Annotated in this window: 22 protein-coding genes; 16 read left to right on the top strand and 6 right to left on the bottom strand. The window is 69.0% G+C overall.

Translation table 11 applies throughout. From position 1 onward, the window contains the following. Nucleotides 1-37 precede the first annotated feature (37 nt). Nucleotides 38-1,255, bottom strand: a complete 1,218-nt coding sequence (locus AC5RVV_RS16400) for a sensor histidine kinase (RefSeq protein WP_494002460.1) — start codon at nt 1,253-1,255, stop codon at nt 38-40. A gap of 179 nt (nt 1,256-1,434) precedes the next feature. On the opposite strand from AC5RVV_RS16400, the gene AC5RVV_RS16395 reads away from it, so the two are divergent. Together AC5RVV_RS16395 and AC5RVV_RS16390 are read left to right on the top strand one after the other, a co-directional pair. Then, nucleotides 1,435-1,803: a DUF485 domain-containing protein gene (locus tag AC5RVV_RS16395; protein WP_494002459.1), complete on the top strand. Its 369-nt coding sequence runs from the start codon at nt 1,435-1,437 to the stop codon at nt 1,801-1,803. Further along, complete coding sequence (locus tag AC5RVV_RS16390; RefSeq protein WP_494002458.1) at nt 1,800-3,425, top strand: monocarboxylic acid transporter; 1,626 nt, start codon at nt 1,800-1,802, stop codon at nt 3,423-3,425. The genes AC5RVV_RS16395 and AC5RVV_RS16390 overlap by 4 nt, the downstream gene beginning before the upstream one ends. 197 nt (nt 3,426-3,622) lie before the next feature. On the opposite strand, the gene AC5RVV_RS16385 is transcribed toward AC5RVV_RS16390, so the two are convergent. Beyond that, nucleotides 3,623-4,099, bottom strand: coding sequence for an Lrp/AsnC family transcriptional regulator (locus AC5RVV_RS16385; RefSeq protein ID WP_494002457.1), 477 nt, complete (start codon nt 4,097-4,099; stop codon nt 3,623-3,625). Between the two features lie 191 nt (nt 4,100-4,290). On the opposite strand from AC5RVV_RS16385, the gene pdhA reads away from it, so the two are divergent. The 3 genes from pdhA to AC5RVV_RS16370 are packed head-to-tail and all read left to right on the top strand — an operon-like array spanning nt 4,291 to nt 7,815. Next, nucleotides 4,291-5,412: a pyruvate dehydrogenase (acetyl-transferring) E1 component subunit alpha gene (gene pdhA / locus AC5RVV_RS16380; RefSeq protein ID WP_494002456.1), complete on the top strand. Its 1,122-nt coding sequence runs from the start codon at nt 4,291-4,293 to the stop codon at nt 5,410-5,412. After that, nucleotides 5,412-6,419, top strand: a complete 1,008-nt coding sequence (locus AC5RVV_RS16375) for an alpha-ketoacid dehydrogenase subunit beta (RefSeq protein ID WP_494002455.1) — start codon at nt 5,412-5,414, stop codon at nt 6,417-6,419. Before pdhA ends, AC5RVV_RS16375 begins: the two co-directional genes overlap by 1 nt. 4 nt (nt 6,420-6,423) lie before the next feature. After that, the gene (locus tag AC5RVV_RS16370; protein WP_494002454.1) at nt 6,424-7,815 is read left to right on the top strand and encodes a dihydrolipoamide acetyltransferase family protein; all 1,392 of its coding nucleotides are present in this window, start codon (nt 6,424-6,426) and stop codon (nt 7,813-7,815) included. 18 nt (nt 7,816-7,833) lie between these two features. Here the strand turns inward: AC5RVV_RS16370 and AC5RVV_RS16365 are convergent, their stop codons facing one another. Beyond that, nucleotides 7,834-8,301 carry a GNAT family N-acetyltransferase gene (locus tag AC5RVV_RS16365; RefSeq protein WP_494002453.1) on the bottom strand — a complete coding sequence of 156 codons (468 nt, stop codon included), beginning with the start codon at nt 8,299-8,301 and terminating at the stop codon, nt 7,834-7,836. 35 nt (nt 8,302-8,336) lie between these two features. Beyond that, on the bottom strand, nt 8,337-8,957 hold the full coding sequence (locus AC5RVV_RS16360) for an SACE_7040 family transcriptional regulator (RefSeq protein WP_494002452.1): 621 nt from the start codon (nt 8,955-8,957) through the stop codon (nt 8,337-8,339). 165 nt (nt 8,958-9,122) lie between these two features. Here AC5RVV_RS16360 and AC5RVV_RS16355 point away from each other — a divergent pair, with 165 nt between their 5' ends. From AC5RVV_RS16355 to AC5RVV_RS16325, 7 genes are read left to right on the top strand one after another with little or no spacing between them, the layout of a single operon-like run. Next, nucleotides 9,123-10,727: a carboxyl transferase domain-containing protein gene (locus AC5RVV_RS16355; RefSeq protein WP_494002451.1), complete on the top strand. Its 1,605-nt coding sequence runs from the start codon at nt 9,123-9,125 to the stop codon at nt 10,725-10,727. A gap of 6 nt (nt 10,728-10,733) precedes the next feature. Continuing rightward, nucleotides 10,734-12,797, top strand: coding sequence for an acetyl/propionyl/methylcrotonyl-CoA carboxylase subunit alpha (locus tag AC5RVV_RS16350; protein ID WP_494002450.1), 2,064 nt, complete (start codon nt 10,734-10,736; stop codon nt 12,795-12,797). A gap of 2 nt (nt 12,798-12,799) precedes the next feature. Continuing rightward, the gene (locus tag AC5RVV_RS16345) at nt 12,800-13,963 is read left to right on the top strand and encodes an acyl-CoA dehydrogenase family protein (RefSeq protein ID WP_494002449.1); all 1,164 of its coding nucleotides are present in this window, start codon (nt 12,800-12,802) and stop codon (nt 13,961-13,963) included. Nucleotides 13,964-13,988: 25 nt separating this feature from the next. Beyond that, complete coding sequence (locus tag AC5RVV_RS16340) at nt 13,989-14,765, top strand: CoA transferase subunit A (RefSeq protein ID WP_494002448.1); 777 nt, start codon at nt 13,989-13,991, stop codon at nt 14,763-14,765. Nucleotides 14,766-14,775: 10 nt separating this feature from the next. Then, the gene (locus AC5RVV_RS16335; protein ID WP_494002447.1) at nt 14,776-15,429 is read left to right on the top strand and encodes a CoA transferase subunit B; all 654 of its coding nucleotides are present in this window, start codon (nt 14,776-14,778) and stop codon (nt 15,427-15,429) included. Beyond that, the gene (locus AC5RVV_RS16330; RefSeq protein WP_494002446.1) at nt 15,426-16,019 is read left to right on the top strand and encodes a MaoC family dehydratase; all 594 of its coding nucleotides are present in this window, start codon (nt 15,426-15,428) and stop codon (nt 16,017-16,019) included. The genes AC5RVV_RS16335 and AC5RVV_RS16330 overlap by 4 nt, the downstream gene beginning before the upstream one ends. Then, a complete protein-coding gene (locus tag AC5RVV_RS16325; RefSeq protein WP_494002445.1) occupies nt 16,016-16,834 on the top strand; it encodes an HpcH/HpaI aldolase/citrate lyase family protein in 819 nt (272 codons plus the stop codon). Before AC5RVV_RS16330 ends, AC5RVV_RS16325 begins: the two co-directional genes overlap by 4 nt. Before the next feature lie 56 nt (nt 16,835-16,890). Here AC5RVV_RS16325 and AC5RVV_RS16320 read toward each other — a convergent pair whose 3' ends face one another. Both AC5RVV_RS16320 and AC5RVV_RS16315 read right to left on the bottom strand, forming a co-directional pair. Then, on the bottom strand, nt 16,891-17,739 hold the full coding sequence (locus AC5RVV_RS16320; RefSeq protein ID WP_494002444.1) for a response regulator transcription factor: 849 nt from the start codon (nt 17,737-17,739) through the stop codon (nt 16,891-16,893). Then, nucleotides 17,736-19,331, bottom strand: a complete 1,596-nt coding sequence (locus AC5RVV_RS16315; RefSeq protein WP_494002443.1) for an ATP-binding protein — start codon at nt 19,329-19,331, stop codon at nt 17,736-17,738. Before AC5RVV_RS16315 ends, AC5RVV_RS16320 begins: the two co-directional genes overlap by 4 nt. 195 nt (nt 19,332-19,526) lie before the next feature. Here AC5RVV_RS16315 and AC5RVV_RS16310 point away from each other — a divergent pair, with 195 nt between their 5' ends. Genes AC5RVV_RS16310 through AC5RVV_RS16295 form a run of 4 tightly spaced genes read left to right on the top strand, consistent with a single transcriptional unit; the run spans nt 19,527 to nt 23,011 of the window. Continuing rightward, nucleotides 19,527-20,534, top strand: a complete 1,008-nt coding sequence (locus AC5RVV_RS16310; protein ID WP_494002442.1) for a Bug family tripartite tricarboxylate transporter substrate binding protein — start codon at nt 19,527-19,529, stop codon at nt 20,532-20,534. A 2-nt stretch (nt 20,535-20,536) separates the two neighbouring features. Further along, nucleotides 20,537-21,076 (top strand): tripartite tricarboxylate transporter TctB family protein, encoded by a 540-nt coding sequence (locus tag AC5RVV_RS16305; protein WP_494002441.1) that lies wholly within the window; start codon nt 20,537-20,539, stop codon nt 21,074-21,076. Beyond that, on the top strand, nt 21,069-22,619 hold the full coding sequence (locus AC5RVV_RS16300) for a tripartite tricarboxylate transporter permease (RefSeq protein ID WP_494002440.1): 1,551 nt from the start codon (nt 21,069-21,071) through the stop codon (nt 22,617-22,619). The genes AC5RVV_RS16305 and AC5RVV_RS16300 overlap by 8 nt, the downstream gene beginning before the upstream one ends. Further along, nucleotides 22,616-23,011, top strand: coding sequence for a universal stress protein (locus AC5RVV_RS16295; RefSeq protein ID WP_493977715.1), 396 nt, complete (start codon nt 22,616-22,618; stop codon nt 23,009-23,011). Before AC5RVV_RS16300 ends, AC5RVV_RS16295 begins: the two co-directional genes overlap by 4 nt. Nucleotides 23,012-23,131 lie beyond the last annotated feature (120 nt).

Raw genomic sequence — 23,131 nt, 5'->3', positions numbered from 1 at the left:
CTATTAGGCCCCGGGCTGAAGCTTCGCGCGGGCCGCTTCAGTCCACCAGGTTCCCGGGCTGGAACTTGGGTAGCCGCAGCGTGACCAGCGTGCCGGCACCGGGCGCCGTGTCGACCACCAGGCCGTGTTCATCGCCGTAGACCTGCCGCAGCCTCACGTCCACGTTGCGCAAACCCACATGGTCGCCTTCGGCGCGGCCGGCCAGCACGGTGCGCAGCCGCTCCGGATCCATGCCCACGCCGTCGTCTTCAATGGTCACTACGGCGTAGGCGCCGGCGTCGTGGGCGGTGATGGTGATCTGCCCCGGCCCTTCCTTGGCTTCGATCCCGTGGCGCACCGCGTTCTCCACCAACGGCTGCAGGGAGAGGAACGGGATGACGGTGCTGAGGACTTCGGGGCCGATCTGCAAGCTGACCCTGAGCCGGTCGCCGAACCGGGCCCGTTCCAACAGCAGGTAGCGGTCTATCGATTTCAGTTCCTCTGCCAGGGTGGTGAAGTCTCCGTGCCGTCGGAAGGAGTAGCGGGTGAAGTCTGCGAACTCGATCACCAGCTCCCGTGCCCGCGCCGGGTCGGTGAGGATGTAGGAGGCGATGGCGTTCAGGGCGTTGTAGATGAAGTGCGGGCTGATTTGGGCCCGGAGCGCGCGCACCTCGGCCTCCATCAGCAACGTCCGCGAGGTGTCCAGTTCGGCCAGTTCGATCTGCGTGGCCACCCAGGCTGCGACCTCGTTGGTGGCCCGCACGAGCGACGCCGCTACGTGTCCGGTGTAGGCGCCGACGGTGCCGACCACCCGGTCCCGGATCCGGATCGGGGCGAAGACCGCTTCCGTCGGGCCGCCGTCCCGGGCGGCGGCCCCCCGCGGGACCCGGCCCTCCGGCAGCAACTGGTCGCCGCGGAACACCTGGGTGCGGCCCGATCCGATGGTCTTGCCGGCCAGGCGCAGGGCCGACTCCGGCGGCTGGCCGGCGCCGTCCCAGCCGAGCACGTCCTCCAACCCGGTCAACACCAGCACCTCGGAGCCCAACAGGCCGCGCAGGTGCTTGCTGGCCTTGCCGGCGCCGGCCGGCGTCAGGCCGGCACGCAGGTACTGGCCGGCGAGCCCCGCGGTATGCAGCGTGGCGTAGGTTGCGCGGTCGGCCTCGGAGCCAAGGTCCCGGTAGGACCGGGTCAGTTTGAAGCCCACCAGCGCGATCACCGCCACCGCCGCGGCAGCCAGGGCGGCGATGAGCGCGATGTCCACGGCCGGGCTGAGCATGCCCTCCAGCCTAGCCTCCGGGCCGGGCCGGCCGGGTGCAGCTCGGCGCAGGGGAGCGCCGTTCACCGCAGCCGGTGGACCGTTGGGCGACCCGACCCGCCCGGCTGCTGGCCTCCGTAACCGCGAGCTAGCAGAGTGATCGCAGTCACACCCCGCGTGTGCCCGATGAGGAGGAAAAAATGGGTAACGACCCCAACCCGGACGCCGGCACCGCCGCGGCCGTGGACTTCCAGGTGGTCCAGAGCAGTCCGGAGTTCACCGAACTCCGCAGGCGCCACCGTTCGTTCGTGTTCCCGATGGCAGTGGCCTTCCTGCTGTGGTACTTCGCCTATGTGCTGTTGGCCGACTATGCGCACGCATTCATGTCCACCAAGCTGTGGGGCAACATCAACGTCGGCCTGGTGCTGGGCCTGCTGCAGTTCGTGAGCACTTTCGCCATCACCACCTGGTACGTCCGCTACGCGAACAAGAAGCTGGACCCGATCGCCACTGACATCCGCCACAGCCTCGAAAACGAGGGCGTCGGCCTACCGGAGGACACAAAATGAGGCACGCCGTGAACATTCCGCTGGCCGTCACGGCGGACGACATCAAGGATTCCACCTGGATCAACATCCTGATCTTCGCCCTGTTTGTCGGCGTGACCTTGGTGGTGGTGCTGCGGGCCAGCCGGAACAACAAGACCGCTGCCGACTACTATGCGGCGGGCCGGTCCTTCAGCGGCGGCCAGAACGGTACCGCCATTGCCGGCGACTACCTCTCCGCGGCGTCGTTCCTGGGCATCTGCGGCGCGATCGCGATCAACGGGTACGACGGCTTCCTGTACTCGATCGGCTTCCTGGTGGCCTGGCTGGTGGCCTTGCTGCTGGTGGCCGAGCTGTTGCGCAACACCGGCAAGTTCACCATGGCCGATGTCCTGTCCTTCCGGCTGCGGCAGCGCCCGGTGCGGATTGCCGCGGCCATCACCACACTGGCCGTGTGCTTTTTCTACCTGCTGGCGCAGATGGCCGGAGCCGGCGCCCTGGTCTCGCTGCTGATCGGCATCGACTCCAGGCTGGGACAGTCTCTGGTGATCACCGTCGTCGGCGCACTGATGATCCTCTACGTACTGGTTGGCGGCATGAAGGGCACCACCTGGGTCCAGATCATCAAGGCCTGCCTGCTGATCGCCGGTGCGTTCATCATGACCGTGTGGGTGCTGGCACTGCACGGCTTCAACCTGTCCGAACTGCTGGGTGCCGCCGTGGAAACCGCCGGCAACCCCGAGCTGCTCAACCCGGGCCTGCAGTACGGCGTCTCGGAGGCGTCCAAGCTGGACTTCATCTCGCTGGCGCTGGCCCTGGTGCTGGGCACCGCGGCCCTGCCGCACGTCTTGATGCGCTTTTACACCGTGCCGACGGCCAAGGAGGCCCGCCGGTCCGTGGTCTGGGCCATCTGGCTGATCGGCGCGTTCTACCTGTTCACCCTGGTGCTGGGCTACGGCGCCGCGGCGCTGATCGGCCCGGAAGCCATCAAGAGCGCTCCGGGCGGGGTCAACTCCGCCGCACCGTTGCTGGCCTTCGCGCTCGGCGGCCCGGTGCTGCTGGGGCTGATCTCGGCAGTCGCCTTCGCCACCATCCTGGCGGTGGTGGCCGGCCTGACCATCACCGCGGCCGCCTCCTTCGCGCACGATATCTACGCGAACGTGGTGCGCAAGGGACAGGTCGACTCGGCCGGCGAGGTCAAGGTGGCCCGCCGCACCGTAGTGGTCATCGGCGTCGTGTCCATCCTCGGCGGCATCGGCGCCCAGGGCCAGAACGTGGCCTTCCTGGTGGCGCTGGCGTTCGCCGTGGCCGCCTCGGCCAACCTGCCCACCATCGTCTACTCGCTGTTCTGGAAGCGCTTTACCACCCAGGGTGCGGTCTGGAGCATGTACGGCGGCCTGGGCGCGGCCATCGTCCTGATCGTGTTCTCCCCGGTGGTCTCCGGAAAGGAGACGTCGATGATCCCCGGCGCGGACTTCGCCATCTTCGGCCTGAACAACCCGGGCATCGTCTCCATCCCGCTCGCGTTCTTCCTGGGCTGGCTGGGAACCGTGCTGGACAAGAACCGCGAGGACGCGTCCAAGCAGGCCGAAATGGAGGTCCGCTCGCTCACCGGCGTCGGCGCGGAGAAGGCCACGGTTCACTGAGACGACGACGGCGGCGCGCGCCTGCTGCAACGCGCCGACTCAGATAACACTGCGGGCCCGGCAGAAGGATGCCGGGCCCGCAGCCATGCGCGGCGCAGTGATCGGCATCGAACCCCTCGCGGGCAATGGGTCCGGCTTAGGGGAGCGCGGCGTTGGTCAGCGTGAGGGACCTGGTCGGATTCACACCGGCCTGACAGTCAGCCGGTCGCCCCGGCACCGCGGAAGAGCAGCGGTTCCATCCGGAACGGGATCAGTTCGTGCATGGCCAGCGACGTGTCGGTCCGCTCCACGCCGTCGATCGCCAGAATCTTGCCGTTGACGCGGAACAGGTCCTCGGCGCCCTCGGAGACGACGCGGGCCAGAATATCCGCCTGGCCCGTGATGCCGATCGCTTCGAGTACTTCCGGAATGCGGGCCAGCTCGTCGGTGATCTGTTGCAGTTTCGGCTGGTGCACGTGGATGTGGATGAAGGCCGCGAGCGGATATCCCACGGCGGCGGGATTGATCCGCCGGTCGAAGGACAGGAACACCTGGTCCTTTTCCAGCCGGGCCATCCGCGCCTGCACCGTGTTGCGGGACAGGCCCAGGATCTGCGCCAGGGCCACGACCGTCCGGCGCGGATCCTGCGTCAGGGCTGTCAGTAACCGCAGGTCGGTGCCGTCCAGATTCCGCATAATGCGCAGACTAGCACGACCTGCCCGGCCCCGACAGGGCATTCTGCTCAGTTTTTGTCCGGATCATTGCGCTACTTGCCGGATGTGAGTAGTGTCACAGTCAACCGCGGGCAAAGGTGCAGGCGGGGCTGTCCGGCGCCGGGAGGTCCACAAGACTTCCCGGCCCTGAAGACGCAAAGGGAGTGTCGCAAGTGTCCTTACCAGGCACGGACCCGGCCGGTCCGCATCACCAGGAAAGCTACATCCAACTGCTCGCGCCGGACGGCACGCGGGCCCCCAGCGGGGAGTTCGACCCCTGGCTGGAGGATATCGACGGCGACCGACTCGCCGGCCTCTACCAGGACATGGTGGTGGTCCGCCGCCTGGACCAGGAAGCCACCGCCTTGCAGCGGCAGGGGGAGCTCGCCTTGTGGCCGCCGCTGCTGGGGCAGGAAGCGGCCCAGATCGGTTCCGGCCGCGCCCTGCGCAAGGACGACTTCGTCTTCTCCAGCTACCGGGAAAACGGCGTCGCGTACTGCCGCGGCGTGGACCTGACCGACATGATCCGCGTTTGGCGCGGCAACAGGCCCTCCGGCTGGGACCCCTACGAGATCAACATGGCCACCCCGCAGGTCATCATCGGCGCGCAAACGCTGCACGCCACCGGCTACGCCATGGCGGTCAAGTTCGACGGCGATGACGCCGTGGCGGTGACGTATTTCGGCGACGGCGCCACCAGCCAGGGCGACGTGAACGAGGCCATGGTGTTTGCCGCCAGCTTCCAGGCGCCGGTGATCTTCTTCTGCCAGAACAACCAGTGGGCGATCTCCGAACCGGTGTCACTGCAAACCCAAGGCAAACTCTCCGAACGGGCGCCCGGATTCGGCATTCCCAGTTACCGGGTGGACGGCAACGATGTCCTGGCCTGCCTGGCGGTGACCCGCCGGGCGCTGGAGCACGCGCGCAGCGGCGGCGGCCCGTCCTTCATCGAAGCGGTCACCTACCGGATGGGACCGCACACGACGGCGGACGATCCCACCCGCTACCGCGACGCGAACGAGCTGGAGGACTGGAAGAGCCGCGATCCGATCGACCGGCTGGCCGCCCACCTGGCGGCCGAGGGCTTGTTGGACGAGGGCCTGCAACAGCGGGTCCGGGACGCGGCCGACCAGGCAGCGGCCGAGATGCGGGCCGGGTGCACGAGCATGACCGACCCGGCGGACTTGGAACTGTTCGAGAACGTCTACGTGGCGCCGCACCCCGTGCTGGCAGAACAGCGCGCGCACTACGAGCGCTATCTTGATTCGTTCGACGCTGCCGAGGGAGGCCGCTGATGACCACCATGACGTTTGGACGCGCCATCAACACCGGGCTGCGCAAGGCCCTGGAAAACGATCCCAGGGTGGTGATCATCGGCGAGGACATCGGAGCCTTGGGCGGGGTGTTCCGCATTACCGACGAACTGCAAAAGGACTTCGGCGCCCACCGGGTGATCGATGCCCCGCTGGCCGAGTCCGCGATCCTGGGCACCGCCGTCGGGATGGCCTACCGGGGCTACCGGCCCGTGTGCGAAATCCAGTTCGACGGCTTCATCTACCCGGCGTTCGACCAGATTGTCAGCCAGGTAGCCAAGCTGCACTACCGCACCCGCGGCCGGGTCAAGATGCCGCTGACCATCCGGGTGCCCTTCGGCGGCGGCATCGGCGCGGCCGAACACCACTCCGAATCCCCGGAGGCGTATTTCACCCACACGTCCGGTCTGCGGGTGGTGGCAGTGTCCAACCCGCAGGACGCCTGCACGATGATCCAGCAGGCCATCGCCGCCGACGATCCGGTGGTCTACTTCGAGCCGAAGCGGCGGTACCACACCAAGGGCGAAGTGGACGAGAATGCGCTGGAGTCCGCGCTGCCGCTGGGCAGCGCCCGGGTGGAGGTGCCCGGGTCGGACGTGACCCTGGTGGCCTACGGCGCGCTGGTGCAGACGGCACGCGAGGCCGCGCAGGCCGCCGAGGACGACGGCGTGTCGGTGGAAGTCATTGACTTGCGCTCGCTGTCGCCGCTGGACTTTCCCACCGTGGAGGCCTCCGTGCGGAAAACGGGCCGTTTGGTGGTCACCCACGAGGCGGCCAGGACCGGCGGGCTCGGCGCGGAGATCGCGGCCAGCCTAACCGAACGCTGCTTCTATCATCTGGAACACGCGCCGGTGCGGATCACCGGGATGGACATTCCGTACCCGCCGGCCAAGATGGAGCGGCATCATCTGCCGGACCTGGATCGCATCCTTGACGGCGTGGACCGGGTGCTCGGCCGGCCCAACTCGCTGACCGGACTGGAGGACTGAACCCGTGGGGATCAAGGTATTCAAACTGCCGGACCTGGGCGAAGGGCTCACCGAGTCGGAGATCGTCAGCTGGAGCGTGGCCGAGGGCGACGCGGTCCAGCTCAACCAGATCCTGGGCGAGGTGGAAACCGCCAAGGCCGTGGTCGAGCTGCCCTCGCCGTTCGCCGGCGTGGTCCGGACCCTGCATGAGGTACCCGGCACCACGGTCAGCGTGGGCGAGCCGATCGTCTCCATCGAGGTGGAAGACGCGGGGCAGGGCGACGACGGTGCCAAGGCCGCGGGAAGCCCGCCGGAACCGCGCCGCGAGGCGAACCTGGTGGGGTACGGTGCGGCGGCCGAAGGGAACGGGCGGCCTGCCCGGCGCCCGCGCAAGAGCGGAGGGGCGGCCACCGCGGCGGTGCCGGCCACCTATCCGGCGACCCTGGACCGGAACGCACCGGCCGGTGCGCACCACGAGGCCGCTGCCGAACCGTCCGGGACGACGATCCCGGAGCGGCCACGCTCCACCCCGCCGGTCCGCAAGCTGGCGAAGGACCTCGGCGTCGATCTGGCCCAGGTGGCCGGGACCGGAGAACGGGGCCTGATCACCCGCGACGACGTCCTCGCAGTCCACGAGGCGGCCGCAGCGGCCCCGGCGGTCGCGGCCCCGGACGCCGTGTCCGGGACGGACGGCGGCTGGCTCGGCGGCGCCGCGGAGGCCGAGACGCGGATCCCGGTCAGGGGCGTACGGAAGCGTACCGCCGCCGCCATGGTGGCCAGTGCTTTTACCGCCCCGCATGCGTCCTCGTTCCTTACGGTCGACGCGACGGAGAGCATGGAGTTGATCCGGCGGCTCAGGGCGGGCAAGGCGTTTGCCGGGCTGAAACTCACGCCGCTGACCATCACCGCCAAAGCCCTGTGCCTGGCGCTGGAGCGCCGCCCCGAGCTGAACTCCCGCTGGGACGGGGACGCCGGCGAGATCGTGCAGCAGAACTACGTGAATCTCGGCATTGCCGCGGCGACCCCGCGCGGACTGACGGTGCCGAACATCAAGGACGCGCACCGGATGGACCTGCACCGGCTGGCCGAGGCCCTGGGGGAGCTGACCGAGACGGCACGGGCCGGGAGGACCGCCCCGTCCGAACTGCGCGGCGGAACCATCTCCATCACCAACATCGGGGTGTTCGGCATCGATGCCGGAACGCCGATCCTGAACCCGGGGGAGTCGGCCATCCTTGCCCTCGGCGCGGTGCGCCGGCAGCCGTGGGAATACCGGGGGGAGGTGGCGCTGCGCGATGTGGTGACGCTCAGCCTGTCCTTCGACCACCGCGTGGTGGACGGGGAGCAGGCGGGACGCTTCCTCGCCGACGTGGGCACGATCCTGTCGGACCCGGCCATGGTGCTGGCCATGGTGTGATCAGGGTGCAGAGGCGGCTCAGGCCAGTTCGAGGATCTCCTCGGTGACCACGGCGCCGCGGGCGTTGGCGAAGCCCTGGGCCTCGCCGACGGTCCGGAAGCCGAGCTTGTGCAGGACCTTGACTGAGCCAAGGTTGTCCTTGACCACCCGCGCGCGGATGGGACGCGCGGAAAATTCCCGCAGGAAGGCCTCGACGGCCGCGGTGGTGACGCCCTTGCCCCACTGCGACTTCGCCGTCCAGTAGCTCAGTTCCGGGTACCCCTCGTTGGGGTAGGCCAGCACGCTGCCCACCACCTCGCCGTCGACGGTGACGGTGCGCACGGTGATGGACTCGTCGTTGAGCAGGCTCTGCCAGTGGAGATCAAACACGCCGCGGTCAGACGGATTCCGGGCGGCAAACGCCGCCATATGGTTGGCGTCGGGATCCTGCTGGTACTCGAAGAACTCGTCGAGGTCGGCAGGTTCTACAGGACGAAGCTCAATCACAGCAGACCTTTCGGCTAGTTGGTGTCTGATACACCCTACTCGGCTTTCAAGGCGGCCCAAGCCATTTGTTCCAGCAGATTGCGGCGCCAGGCTTCCCGCGGCTGCCGGCTCCGGTGGGTCGAGTGCGGCGTGGAGTTGATCAGTCCGAAGACGGCGTGTGCGCGGACCCGCAACTGCGCCGCGTCCGCCTCCGGCAGCAGCCGCGCCAGCACGGAAACCCACACCTCCACATAGGTGCGCTGCAGCGTCCGGACCAGCGCCGAGTCCTCGGCGGGGAGGCTGTCCAGGTCCCTGTCGTGGACCCGGATGACGTCGGGATTCTTCAAGGCAAAGTCCACGTGGAAGGCGACCAGGCCGCGGAGCGCCTCCTCGGCATTCTGCCGGCCCGCCGCCACGTCCTGGCCGCCGTCGAGCAGGTCCTGGCTGACGCCCGTGAGCAGCGCCGCAAGCACCGCATGTTTGCTCTCGAAATGCCGGTAGACGGCCGGCCCGCTGACGCCGGCCGCCGAGCCGAGGTCTTCGATGGACACGCCGTTGAAGCCGCGCTCGGCGAAGAGGCGGGCGGCGGCGTCCAGCAGTGCGGCCCTGCGGGTGGCCTTGGCCAGGCTGCGGCCGGTCTGGCGCGTCCCGGCGGCGGCGTGCGGTGCTGCGGGCATGGATCGGTTCCTTCGAGAAGGTGCCGAATAAGTGCTGGACAAGACACTTAACGGCCACTAGCCTGATTTCAGTTAGTACAGACTAACCAAAATGCGTCCTTCAGGCCAGTTGCCCCCGCGGGCGGCGGGCGTGGGCGCGCGACGGCTTCGGCCAGGAAGGTGTCGATGGAGACACTGGCTTCCCGGGTGGACACTACCAGTGACAGTTTCCGGGCCAACGACGAGCAGCAGCGCCGGCTGGCTGCCGAACTGCACGCCCGCCTGGCCTCGGTGGCGGCGGGCGGGCCGGAGGGCTCGCGCCGGCGCCACCTGGAGCGGGGCAAGCTGTTGCCGCGGGACAGGGTCGACACGCTGCTGGACGAGGGCAGCCCGTTCCTGGAGATCGCGCCGCTGGCCGCCGAGGGAATGTACGACGGCGATTCGCCGGGGGCGGGGATGATCGCCGGCATCGGCCTGGTGCACGGCCGCCACGTGCTGGTGGTCTGCAACGATGCGACCGTCAAGGGCGGCACCTACTATCCGTTGACGGTCAAGAAACACCTGCGCGCCCAGGAGGTGGCGCTGGAGAACAACCTGCCTTGCATCTACCTGGTGGACTCCGGCGGCGCGTTCCTCCCCAAGCAGGACGACGTCTTCCCGGACCGCGAGCACTTCGGCCGCATCTTCTACAACCAGGCGCGGATGTCGGCGGCTAAAATCCCGCAGATCGCCGCGGTGCTCGGTTCCTGCACGGCCGGCGGCGCCTACGTTCCGGCGATGAGCGACGAAACCGTGATCGTCCGCGGCCAGGGCACCATCTTCCTGGGCGGCCCGCCGCTGGTGAAGGCGGCCATCGGCGAAGTTGTCACCGCGGAGGAACTCGGCGGCGGCGAACTGCATGCGCGGACCTCGGGGGTGACCGACCACCTGGCCGAGAACGATGTGCACGCGCTGGAGATTGTCCGCGACATCGTGGCCACGCTCCCGTGCCGGACACCGGCCTGGGAGACGGCGCCCGTGGAGGCCCCGGCGGCCGAACCGCAGGAGATTTACGGGGCCGTTCCGGTGGACGTCAACGCCGCCTACGACGTCCGCGAGGTCATCGCCCGGTTGGTGGACGGCAGCCGCTTCCACGAGTTCAAGCGGGAGTACGGCACCACGCTGGTCACCGGGTTCGCCCGGCTCCACGGGCATCAGGTGGGCATCGTGGCGAACAACGGGGTGCTCTTTTCCGAATCTGCCCTCAAGGGCGCGCACTTCATTGAACTCTGCGACCAGCGCGGCATCCCGCTGGTTTTCCTGCAGAACCTTTCCGGCTTCATGGTCGGCCGCGACTACGAGGCCGGCGGCATCGCCAAGCACGGCGCCAAGATGGTGACCGCCGTCGCGACCGCCCGGGTGCCGAAGCTGACCGTGGTGATCGGCGGGTCCTTCGGCGCCGGCAACTATTCCATGTGCGGCCGAGCCTACTCGCCGCGCTTCCTCTGGATGTGGCCGGCCGCTCGCATTTCGGTGATGGGCGGCAACCAGGCCTCCTCGGTCCTGGCCACCGTCAAACGCGACCAGTTGGAAGCCCGCGGGGAGGAGTGGAGCGCCGAGGCCGAGGAGGCGTTCAAGGCCCCCATCCGGGAGCAGTACGAAGCGCAGGGCAACCCGTATTACTCCACCGCCCGGCTCTGGGACGACGGGATCATCGACCCGGCGCAGACCCGGACCGTGCTCGGCCTCGCCCTGGACGTCTGCGCCAACAGTCCCTTGCCCGAGACCGCCTTCGGTCTGTTCAGGATGTGATCGAGAGTGTTTGAAACCGTCCTGGTTGCCAACCGCGGCGAAATCGCCTGCCGGGTCATCCGCACGCTGCGCGCCATGGGCATCCGGGCCGCGGCCGTCTATTCGGATGCCGACGCCGGGGCCCGCCACGTGCGCGAGGCCGACATCGCGGTGCGGATCGGGCCCGCCCCGGCCACCGAGAGCTACCTGCGCATCGACGCGGTGATCGAAGCCTGCAAGGCCACGGGCGCCGAGGCCGTTCACCCCGGCTACGGCTTCCTCAGCGAGAACGTGGCGTTCGCCCAGGCGCTGGAGGCGGCCGGCATCGTGTTCATCGGACCCAATGTCGGGGCGATCGGGATCATGGGGGACAAGATCCGCTCCAAGAACCACGTGGCATCGCATGGGGTCCCGGTCATTCCCGGGATCGCGGAACCGGGGCTGGACGACGACGGGCTGGTCCGGGCCGCCGAAGGGGTCGGCTACCCGCTGTTGATCAAGCCGTCGGCCGGCGGCGGCGGCAAGGGGATGATGGCCGTGCAGCGGCCCGAGGAACTGCGCGCCGCGCTCGCCGCCGGGCGCCGGGTGGCCGCCTCCGCCTTCGGCGACGACACGCTCTTCCTCGAGCGGCTGATCGCCCGGCCGCGGCACATCGAGGTTCAGGTGCTGTGCGACCGGCACGGCAACGCGATCCACCTGGGGGAGCGCGAATGCTCGCTGCAGCGCCGGCACCAGAAAGTCATCGAGGAGGCTCCGTCGTCGCTGCTCGACGCCGCCACCCGCGGCAGGATCGGCGAGGCCGCCTGCAACGCCGCCCGCTCGGTGGACTACACCGGGGCCGGAACGGTGGAGTTCCTGGTCTCCGACGACGCCCCCGACGAGTTTTTCTTCATGGAGATGAACACCCGGCTGCAGGTGGAACACCCGGTCACCGAGCTGGTGACCGGCCTGGACCTGGTGGAGTGGCAGGTGCGCATCGCCGCCGGTGAGGTGCTCACGCTGGCCCAGTCCGACGTCGTGCTCACGGGACACGCGGTGGAGGCGCGCGTCTACGCGGAGGATCCCTCGCAGCAGTTCCTGCCCTCGGCGGGCACGGTGCTGGCCCTGGAGGAAGCCGCCGGGGAGGGCATCCGGGTGGACAGTTCGCTGCTGCCCGGGCTGGTCATCCCCTCCGACTACGACCCGCTGCTGTCCAAGGTGGTCGTCTGGGGCGAAGACCGGCAGCAGGCCCTGGCACGGCTGGACGGTGCGCTCGCCGACACCATGGTGCTGGGCATCCATACCAACATCGAGCACCTCCGCACCCTGCTGGCCGACGAGGACGTGCGGGCTGGGCGGCTGGACACCACGCTGATCGACCGGAAGATCGAACACCAGCAGTTCCGCCGGCCCGGTGACGCCGAACTGTGCGTGGCCGCCGTGGACTGGCTGCTCCGGCAACGGGGCGCGCGGATCCACGCATGTGCCGCCGGCGGGGCGGGGTCCGCCTGGCGGAGCGAGGGCTGGCGGTTGAGCGGGCCGCGCCCGGGCACGGTCAGCTTCGACCTCGGCGGCGGAGAACACCGCGACGTGACGGTGGCCTGGACGGACGACGCGTCCGCCGGCTCGCCCGCCGGTGCCCTGGTGACGGCCGGCGGCGGCAGCTACGCCGTCGTGCTGGACCGGGCCGGGCAGGCGGCGGAGGTCGACGGACTCCGCCGGCCGCTGCGCCACGCGTTCGGCGCAGACGGCACGATCTGGCTGGGCGACGCCGGCTGGTCGGCCCGGGTGACCGTCCGCGGCCGGGAGCGCCGGCTCGCCGATGCCCTGGCGGGGGTCCGCCAAGCCGAGGGGGAGGCATCACCCGAGGTGCGCTCGCCGATGCCCGGGACGGTGACGTCGGTGGCGGTGGCCAACGGTGAGCGGGTGGTGGCCGGCCAGCCGCTGTTGACGGTGGAAGCGATGAAGATGGAACACCAGCTGAGCGCCGCAATCGCCGGCGAGGCCAGCATCAACCTCAAACCCGGCGACCTGGTCAAGGCCGGCCAGATCGTCGCCGTCGTGCGGGCAGCGGATCTTGTCCCCGAAGAACCTGAACAGAAAGGGGCATGACCATGCCTGACTTTTCACTGAGCGAGGACTACCAGGACCTGGTGGAGACCGTGCGGGAATTTGCCCGCGAGGTGGTGGCCCCGGTGTCCGCCAAGCACGACGAGGAGCACAGCTTCCCGTACAAAGTGGTGGCACAGATGGGCGAAATGGGACTGTTCGGCCTCCCGTTCCCCGAGGAGTACGGCGGCATGGGCGGCGATTACTTTGCGCTCGCCCTGGCGCTGGAAGAACTCGGTGCGGTGGACCAATCAGTGGCGATCACCCTGGAGGCCGGGGTCTCGCTGGGGGCCATGCCCATCTACCGCTTCGGCAGCGAGGACCAGAAACAACAGTGGCTGCCCATGCTGGCCAGCGGCGAGGCGCTCGCCGGCTTCGGCCTGACCGAACCCGAAGCGGGCTCCGACGCGGGCGGCACGAAGACCCGGGCCGAGCTCGTGGACGGGCAGTGGGTGGTCAACGGGCACAAGGAATTCATCACGAATTCCGGCACCGACATCTCCCGGCTGGTCACCGTCACGGCGGTCACCGGCACCTCGGAGCGCGACGACGGCTCGCTGAAGAAGGAGATTTCCACCATCCTGGTTCCCACGGACACGCCGGGCTTCACCGCCGAGAAGGCGTACAACAAGGTGGGCTGGAACGCCTCCGACACGCATCCGCTCACCCTGGACAACGTCCGGGTCCCGGAGGAGAACCTGCTGGGCCGCCGCGGCCGGGGGTATGCGAACTTCCTGCAAATCCTGGACGAGGGCCGGATCGCCATCGCCGCGCTGGCCACGGGCGCGGCGCAGGGCTGCGTGGACGAGGCGGTGCGCTACGCCAAGGAGCGCCAGGCCTTCGGCACCAGCATCGGCTCCTTCCAGGCCATCCAGTTCAAGATCGCCCGGATGCAGGCCCGCGCGCACACGGCGCGGCTGGCGTATTACGACGCCGCCGCCCGGATGCTCGCCGGCCAACACTTCAAAACCCAGTCCGCGATTGCCAAGATGGTGGCAGGCGAAGCCGCCATGGACAACGCCCGCGATGCCACGCAGATTTTCGGCGGCTTCGGCTTCATCAACGAATTCCGGGTGGCGCGCCACTACCGTGACTCGAAGATCCTGGAGGTCGGGGAAGGGACCACCGAAGTGCAGCTGATGCTCATCGCCCGCGAACTGGGGCTTTGACAGACCGCAGGCAGAGGAGGACGCAGTGATCGACAAGGTAGTAGCTTCCGCCGCGGAGGCCGTGGCGGACATTCCCGACGGCGCCTCGCTGGCCGTGGGCGGCTTCGGCCTGTGCGGCATTCCGGTGGCGCTGATCCAGGCCCTGCACGACGCCGGCACCACCGACCTGGAGACCATCAGCAACAACTGCGGCGTGGACGACTGGGGGCTGGGCGTGCTGCTGGCCGACGGGCGCATCCGGCGCACCATCAGCTCCTACGTGGGCGAGAACAAGGAGTTCGCCCGGCAGTTCCTGGCCGGCGAACTGGAAGTGGAGCTGACCCCCCAGGGGACGCTGGCGGAGAAGCTGCGCGCCGGCGGGGCCGGGATACCCGCGTTCTATACGGCCGCCGGTGTCGGCACCCAGGTCAGCGAGGGCGGACTGCCGCGCAAATACGACGCCGACGGCGGGGTCGCCAAGGCGTCGGACCCGAAGGAAGTCCGCAGCTTCGGCGGGGCCGAGTACGTGCTGGAGGAATCCCTGCGGCCGGACTTCGGCCTGGTACACGCCTGGAAGGGCGACCGGCTGGGCAACCTGGTGTTCCACGTGACCGCCATGAATTTTAATCCGCTGTGCGCCATGGCCGGCAGGATCACGATCGCCGAGGTCGAGGAACTCGTCGAACCGGGCGAACTGGACCCCCAGCAGATCCACACCCCCGGCATCTTCGTCCAGCGGGTGGTGGTGGCGCCGGAGGTGGAAAAGCGGATCGAAAAACGCACGGTGCGGCTGGCCGGCCAAGACACCGCGACCGGGAAGTAAGGAGCACGCCATGGCGCTGACGCGCAATGAACTGGCCGCCCGGGTGGCCCGGGAACTGGAAAACGGGCAGTACGTGAACCTGGGCATCGGCATGCCCACCCTGATTCCCAACTACATCCCCGACGGCGTGGAGGTCATCCTGCATTCGGAGAACGGGATCCTCGGCGTCGGACCCTATCCGACCGAGGACAACGTCGACCCGGACCTGATCAACGCGGGCAAGGAGACCGTGACGCTCAACCGCGGAGCGGCCATCTTCGACTCTTCCGCTTCCTTCGGCATGGTCCGCGGCGGGCACGTCGACGTCGCCGTTCTCGGCGCCATGCAGGTGTCCCGGACCGGAGATCTGGCCAACTGGATGATCCCCGGCAAGATGGTCAAGGGCATGGGCGGTGCCATGGACCTGGTTTTCGGTGCCAAACGGCTGATCGTCATGATGGAACACGTGGACAGGGACGGGAATCCCAAGATTTTGACCGAATGCACGCTGCCGCTGACCGGCAGGGGCTGCGTGGACACCATCATCACCGACCTGGCGGTCATCGACGTCGCGGAGCAAGGGCTGGTGCTGCGCGAGACGGCCCCCGGCGTCGAGGTGCGGGACGTCGTGGCCGCCACCGGCACCGAACTCCGGGTCGACCAGTACCAGGCGGGTGCCCGGTGAACACCGACGCCGGAGCAGCGGCGACGCCCTCCGAAGCCGCGGGGGCGCAGAAAGTCATCATCCAGCGCGGGCTCTACTTCGAGGAGATCGAGGCGGACGTCATCTACGCGCACCGGCCGGGCCGGACGGTCACCGAGGCGGACAATGTTTTCTTCACCACCGCCACCATGAACAACCAGGCCCTGCACCTCGACGCGGCGTGGGCGGCGGAGCAGCCGTTCGGCCAGCGGCTGATGAATTCCATGTTCACCCTCGCCACCGTGGTGGGCCAGTCGGTCGGCCAGCTCACCCAGTCCACGATCGTGGCTCAGCTGGGCATGACCGACGTGACGTTCCCGCACCCGCTCTACCACGGGGACACCCTGTACACGGAGACGGTGGTCACCGACAAGCGGCTGTCCCGGTCCCGGCCGGGGACCGGGGTGGTGACCATGCACCATACCGGCCGGAACCAGCACGGGGATGTGGTCGCCACGGTGACGCGCAGCTGCCTGATGTGGACCAAGGATGGCCACGCGGACGCCATCGCGGGCTCGGAAACGGCCGACGCCGAACTGTGGGACGGCCGGCCCGGGGACGGAAGCCGATGACCGGCTTCGGCATGGGACCGGCCATCCTGTTTTGTCCGGCTGACCGCCCGGACCGGTACGGCAAGGCGGCCGCACGCGCCGACGCGGTGATCCTGGACCTGGAGGACGCCGTTGCTCCGGCCGACCGCGCGGCGGCCCGGGCAGCCATCATCGACAACCCGCTGGACCCCGAACGGACGATCGTCCGGGTCAACGCGGCCTGTACCGCCGACCACGCACCGGACCTGGAGGCCGTCCGCCGGTCCGGCTACCGCACCATCATGCTGGCAAAGGCGGAGGACGCGGCGGCGGCCGGCGGGCTGGGGGAGTACTCGGTGGTGGCCCTGTGCGAGACGGCCCTCGGCGTGCTGCGCGCCGCGGAACTGGCACGCTGCGCGAACGTCACCGCGCTGATGTGGGGAGCGGAGGACCTGGTCGCCTCACTGGGCGGCAGCTCCAGCCGGTTCGCGTCCGGAACCTACCGGGACGTGGCCCGGCAGGCGCGTTCGCAGGTCCTGCTCGCCGCCGGCGCCTACGGCAAGGCCGCCATCGACTCGGTCTACCTCGACATAGCGGACCTCGGCGGGCTCGCCGCCGAGGCTGAGGACGCCGTCGCCTCGGGGTTCGCGGCCAAGGCCATCATCCACCCCAGCCAGGCCGACGTGGTGCGGGCCGCTTATCGCCCGGGCGAGGAGGAAACCGACCATGCGGCCGCGCTGCTGGCCGCCGCCGCCACCGAATCCGGGGCCTTCCGGTTCCGCGGCCAAATGGTCGACGGGCCGGTCCTCAAGCACGCCGAGCAGATCCTGCGGCGGGCCCGGCAAACCCCGTCCTAACGTCTGGTCGGGACGCAGGCCCCGTCCTGACTCGTGAGCGGGACCGGAACACTGTCCTAGCGGCCTATCGGGACGTAAAACTTCTCCGGCCGGCCGGCTGCCCCGTAGCGCGGGGTGATCCGTGCCTCGCCGCGCGACACCAGGTACTCCAGGTAGCGCCGCGCGCTGACCCGGGCCAGGCCCAGCCGCCCGGCGACCTCGGACGCAGAGGAGGCAGCGCCGGCCGCATGCAGGTCGGCGATCACCGCCTCCAGGGTGGGCAGGGACAGGCCCTTGGGCAGCGGGACCGCGGCCCCGGAGCCGGACAGCGCGACGGCGGAAAGCGCGGAGCGGCCGGCATCGCTTCGGGACGCGGCGGCGCGCGGCAACAGCTGGGGTGCGCCCGAGGCGCCGCGGGGCGCCGGGCCTTCGGCCGTTCCGTCCGCGTCCCGCCGTACGGACTCCCTGCCGGCATCGAGCTGCGGCGCGAGCAGCCGGTCGATGCCGTCCTGGTCCAGCACGGCGGAGTCGTCGCTGCCGCTGATGTGCCGGCGGTGTTCCACATAGGCGTCCAGCCGCTCCATCAGCACCCGCGCGTTGAACGGCTTGACGAGGTAGTGGAGCACGCCGCCGGCCATCGCGGCCCGCACCGTGTCCAGTTCGCGTGCCGCAGTTATCGCGATCACGTCGACAGGTTCGCCGGGAAGGTTCCGGACCGCGCGCAGCACTTCGATGCCGCTCATGTCCGGCAGGTGGATGTCCAGCAGCACCAGTTCGGGGCGTAGCGCCGCGACCATGGCCAGGCCCTCGGCCCCGGTGTATGCGGTACCCACGGCGTCGAAGGCGCCGTGGGCCAGCAGGAAGCCGGTGTGTACCCCGGCAACTTCTTTGTCGTCGTCGATGACGACCGTGCGGATCTGGCTCATGGGACCGGAATTTCGTGCGCGCGGGCGTTGGGCGGGGTGGGCGAGAACGTGACCGTGAACTCGGCGCCGCCGGAGGCCGACGCCGCCACGCGGGCGCTGCCTCCGCGCCGCGCGGCGACGCGGCTGACCAGCGCGAGGCCGAACCCTCGGCTGCCCGGCAGGGCGGCTTCCTTGCCCGAGACGCCGGGCTCGAAGATGCGGTGGTATTCCTCCGCAGGGATGCCGGGGCCGTCGTCGGCGACCGTGATGGTGCAGCCGGCCGGGCCGCTGGCGATGGCGACGGTGATGGTTCCCTGCATCCCCACGGCTTCGATGGCGTTGTCGATCAGGTTCCCGAGCACCGTGACCGCATCGGTGGTGCCGTCCGGGGCGAGCTCGGATGCCGGATCGATGAGCAGCCTGATGTCCTTTTCGTCGCAGATGGTGGTCTTGGCCATCAGCAGGCTGGCCGCGTCCGGGTCCGTGATGCCCGGGGCCAGTTCGCCCGCCACCACCGACCCGCCGTGGCCGGAGCGCGAGATGAAGTCCACCGCCTGTTGCGCGCGGCCCAGTTCCAGCAGGCCGGAGATCACATGCATCTTGTTGGAAAATTCGTGCGCCTGGGCACGCAGGGCCTGGGTGACATCCCGTGCGCCGTCCAAATCCTGCAGCAGCTGGTGCAGTTCGGTGCGGTCACGCAGGATGAGGACGCTGCCCACGCGGCGCGAGTCCACGGTGGCCGCATTGGCCCGGGCCAGCAGCACCCGTTCGCCGGCGAGGACCGTTTCGTCGGCGCCGCCGGTGGCCGCGAGCATTGCTGCCAGCTCCGGTTCCAGGATGGTGGTGGCTGGCTGGCCCAAAGCGGCATCGGAGACCTCCAGGAGGCGTTTCGCCTCATCGTTGAGCAAGGCGATGCGCCCGCGGTCGTCGACGGCGACCACGCCCTCGCCGATGCCGTGCAGCATCGCGTCGCGCGTTTCGAGCAGGGCGGCAATCTCCTCCGGCTCGAGCTGATAGATCCGCCGCCACACCAGCCGCGAGATGTAGATCGCGCCGGCCGATCCGACCAGTGCCGCCGCGATGAGCCAGGCCAGCAGAACGGGCAAATCGTCGTTGAGGTCATCGCGCAGCGTTGATTCCAAGGTGCCGACCGACGCCGTGCCGATCACGGTTCCGCCCGACCGGTCATAGACGGGCACCTTCACCCGCCACGACTCGCCCAGCGTGCCGGTCTGCCTGCCGACGAACGTCTCGCCGGACAACGGGATCGACGGGTCCGTGGAAACCATCTGCCCGATCAATGCCGGGTTCGGGTGTGAGTAGCGGATCCCGCGGTCGTCCGTGACCACCACATAGGTCACGCCTGTGGACTGCGCGATGAGCTCGGCGATCGGCTGGATGGTCTCGCTGGGGTCTTCGTCGTCGAAGGCGTCCACAATGGACGGCAGTTGCGCCACCGAGCGTGCCACGCCGATCATCCGTCCCTCATAGGCGTCGCGGATCTGCTGCTCCTGCATCGAAATGGCGACCGAGCCGGCCACCAGCACGACGGCGAGCAGGATGGACAGCTGCAGCACAAACAGCTGGGTCCGCAGCGACAGGGATTGGAACACACCACCATTTTCTCATGCTGTTAGCTGCGCCACTTTGCAGCCGCCATCTGGTGCCTCGGCGCGGGGCGCGGTTGTGACCACAATGACCAATACGGCCACAATGACCGCATTCTTCCCGCGCGCCGGGCCGGCCCCTACGCTGGGGCGCACGGCATGGTGATGCCCATCACGCCGATTGGAGGAGGAAGAACCTACATGAAGCTCGACCGTACGATGAGACGCCGTTCGGCCCTGGTGGCCGCCGCGGCAGCATCCGCCCTGGTCCTGGCCGCCTGCGGCTCCACTAGTGGCGGCGGGGGCGGTGCCGAAGAAGCCGGCATCGACAAGCTCAACATCATTGTCCCGGCAGACCCGGGCGGCGGCTGGGACCAGACCGGCCGCGCCATCCAGAAGGATCTGCAGGAAAACGACCTGGTTTCCAGCGCCTCGGTGGTCAACATCGGCGGCGCCGGCGGCACCAACGGGCTGGCGAAGCTGGCCACCGAACAGAACCCGGACACCTTGATGGTGATGGGGTACGTCATGGTCGGGGCCGTGGAAACCAACAAGTCGAAGAACCGGATCGAAGACACCACGCCGATCGCCCGGCTCACCGAAGAGCCGCTCGTCGTCGTCGTTCCCGCCGACTCGCCGTACCAGACGATCGACGACCTGATCGCCGACGTCAAGGCCAAGGGCAAGGGCGTCTCCATCACCGGCGGCTCCGCCGGCGGCGCCGACCACATCCTGGCCGGCCTCATGCTGAAGGAAGCCGGAATCGGCGCCGACAGCCTGAACTACATCCCGTACTCCGGTGGCGGGGAATCGCTGGCGGCGCTGCTGGGCAACAAGGTCTCGGCCGGCATCTCCGGCGTGGGGGAGTACGCGGAGCAGGTCAAGGCCGGCAAGCTGCGCGCCCTGGCGGTCTCCGGCCCGGAGGCGGCGCCGCAGTTGCCCGAGGTCAAGCCGCTGAAGGAGCAGGGCATGGACGTGGTGCTCACCAACTGGCGCGGCGTCGTGGCTCCCGGGTCTATCGACGATGCCCAGGCGGAGAAGCTCACGGCACTGATGACCGAGCTGCACGACACCGATGCGTGGAAGGAAACCCTGTCCACCAACAACTGGGGCGACGCGTTCCTGGCCGGCGAAGAATTTGAGAGCTTCCTGACGGAGGACATCAAGACAGTCACCGCGACCCTGACGGATATCGGTCTCGTGAAGTAACCATGGCCTCTTCCACTACTGGAGCGGTCCGGGGCGGCACTGCCGCCCCGGGCAAGCCGCTCGGAGAAATAATCTTCGCGGCCGTGATCCTGAGCATCGGGATCGTCGGGTTCGTGGCCGGGGCGGGGATCGAAACGCCCGACGCGGCCAGCGACATCGGGCCCCGGGCGCTGCCGTACATCGTCTCCGGCCTGCTGGTGGCCGTCGGTGCCGGCCTGATCGTGCAGTTGCTGCGCGGCGTCACCGGCGAGGCCGAAGAGGGCGAAGACATCGATCCGGATGTCAAGACGGACTGGCTGACCGTCGCCAAGATGGCGGGCGCCGTCGTCGTTCATATTTTCCTGATCGTGCCGCTGGGCTGGCCGGTTGCCGCGGCCGTGCTGTTCGTCGGCGCGGCGTGGGCGCTCGGCGCCAAGCCGCTGTGGCGTGCGGCCGTGGTCGGGGTAGTCATGGCGCTGCTGCTGCAGTTCGCGTTCGCCGGGCTCCTCGGCGTCTCGCTGCCTGCCGGCGTGCTCGAAGGGGTGCCGTTCCTAAATGGATAACTTCTACGCCCTCCTCGAGGGCTTCTCCGTGGCGATGCAGCCGATCTACCTGCTGTACGCCCTGGGCGGCGTCCTGGTCGGAACGGCGGTGGGGGTGCTGCCGGGTATCGGCCCGGCGATGACCGTTGCCCTGCTGATGCCGATCACCTACAGCCTCGAGCCGACGGCGGCGATCATCGTTTTCGCCGGCATTTACTACGGCGGCATGTACGGCGGCTCGACCACGTCGATCCTGCTGAACACGCCCGGTGAATCCGCCTCCATCGTCACCGCGCTCGAGGGCAACCGGATGGCGAAAGCCGGCCGCGGTGCCGCGGCGCTGGCGACGGCGGCAATCGGCTCCTTCATCGCCGGCACGGTCGCCACGGTGCTGCTGAGTTTCGTGGCGCCCTATGTGGCTGCGTTCGCCGTGCAAATCGGTCCGGTGGAGTACGTCGCGCTGATGGTCGTGGCGTTCCTGACCGTCGGCGCGCTGCTGGGCGCCTCGGTGCTGCGCGGCCTGGCCTCGCTGGGGCTGGGACTGTTCATGGCGTTCATGGGCGTGGACCTGATGACCGGCCAGCAGCGCTACACCTTCGGCAGCCCGTTCCTGGCGGACGGGATCGACGTGGTGCTGGTGGCCGTGGGGCTGTTCGCGCTGGGCGAGGCGCTGTACGTGGCGTCCCGGCTGCGGCACGGGCCCGTCAAGGTCATCCCGGTGACCGGCGGCTGGACGTCGTGGATGAAGAAGGAGGACTGGCGGCGGTCCTGGAAGCCGTGGCTGCGCGGGACCTTCATCGGCTTCCCGATCGGCACCATGCCGGCCGGCGGCGCCGACGTGGCCACCTTCCTGTCCTATGCGTCCGAGAAGAAACTGGCCAGGGGCGCGCGCAAGAAGCAATTCGGGCGCGGCGCCATCGAAGGCGTGGCCGGGCCGGAGTCGGCCAACAACGCGGCCGCGGCCGGCGTGCTGGTCCCGCTCCTGACGCTGGGCATTCCGACGACGGCGACGGCGGCGATGATGCTGGTGGCTTTCCAGCGCTACAACATCCAGCCCGGGCCGCTGCTGTTCGAGGTCGAGGGCGCCCTGGTCTGGGCACTGATCGCCAGCCTCTACGTGGGCAACCTGATGCTGCTGGTCCTGAACCTGCCGCTGGTCGGCATCTGGGTGAAGATCCTGCAGATCCCGCGGCCGTACCTCTACGCCGGCATCCTGGTCTTCGCGGCCATGGGTGCGTTTTCGGTGAACTTCACCCCGGTCGACGTGTTCGTGCTGCTGGTGGTGGGCGTGCTGGGCTTCTTCATGCGCCGGTACGGCTACCCGATCGCCCCGCTCGTGGTGGGCATGATCCTGGGCCCGATCTTCGAGAGCCAGCTGCGGCGTTCGCTGGCCATCTCCCAGGGTGATCCGATGGCGTTGGTTTCCACCCCGATCTCGGCGGGCATCTACATCGCCCTGGTCGTCATCTTCGCGCTGTCCTTCTGGATGAAGAAGCGCCAGCGCGTGATGGAATCGGCGATGCTCGACGACGAGAACCCCCAAGGCAAGGAGGTCAGCGCATGACGACGATAGTGGTGGGGTATGTTCCCAACGCCCTGGGCGACGCCGCACTGGCCGCCGCCATCGACGAAGCCGGCCGCCGTTCGGCGAAGCTGCTTGTGGTCAACACGACCCGGGCCGACCGGTTGGTGGACCCAACCTATGCGGACGCCGCCGACGTTACCCGGCTGGAGTCGGTCCTGGCGGGGGCCGGCGTTGATTTCAGCATTAGGCACGGCATCTCGGACGGGCTGGCCGCCGACGACGTGCTCGACGCCGCCGAAGAGTCCGGGGCGGACCTGATTGTCATCGGGGTGCGCAACCGCACGCCGGTAGGCAAGCTGGTGATGGGTTCCACGGCGCAAACCATCCTGCTGGGCGCCTCCTGCAACGTGTTGGCGGTCAAGCAGGGGTAGCCGGTGGCGGCGATGGCTCGCCGTAGTCGGTAACGCCGCGCTCGCCGGGGGAGCGCCAAGGGGTGGGAGCGCCCAGGGGCAACCCCTGTCCCCGGAGGTCAGGGGTTGCCGACATCGACG

This window comes from Arthrobacter sp. MDT2-34-1 (assembly GCF_059091365.1).
Note: the sequence above shows the minus strand (reverse complement) of the source record. Positions and strands in the feature narration are given on the sequence as shown.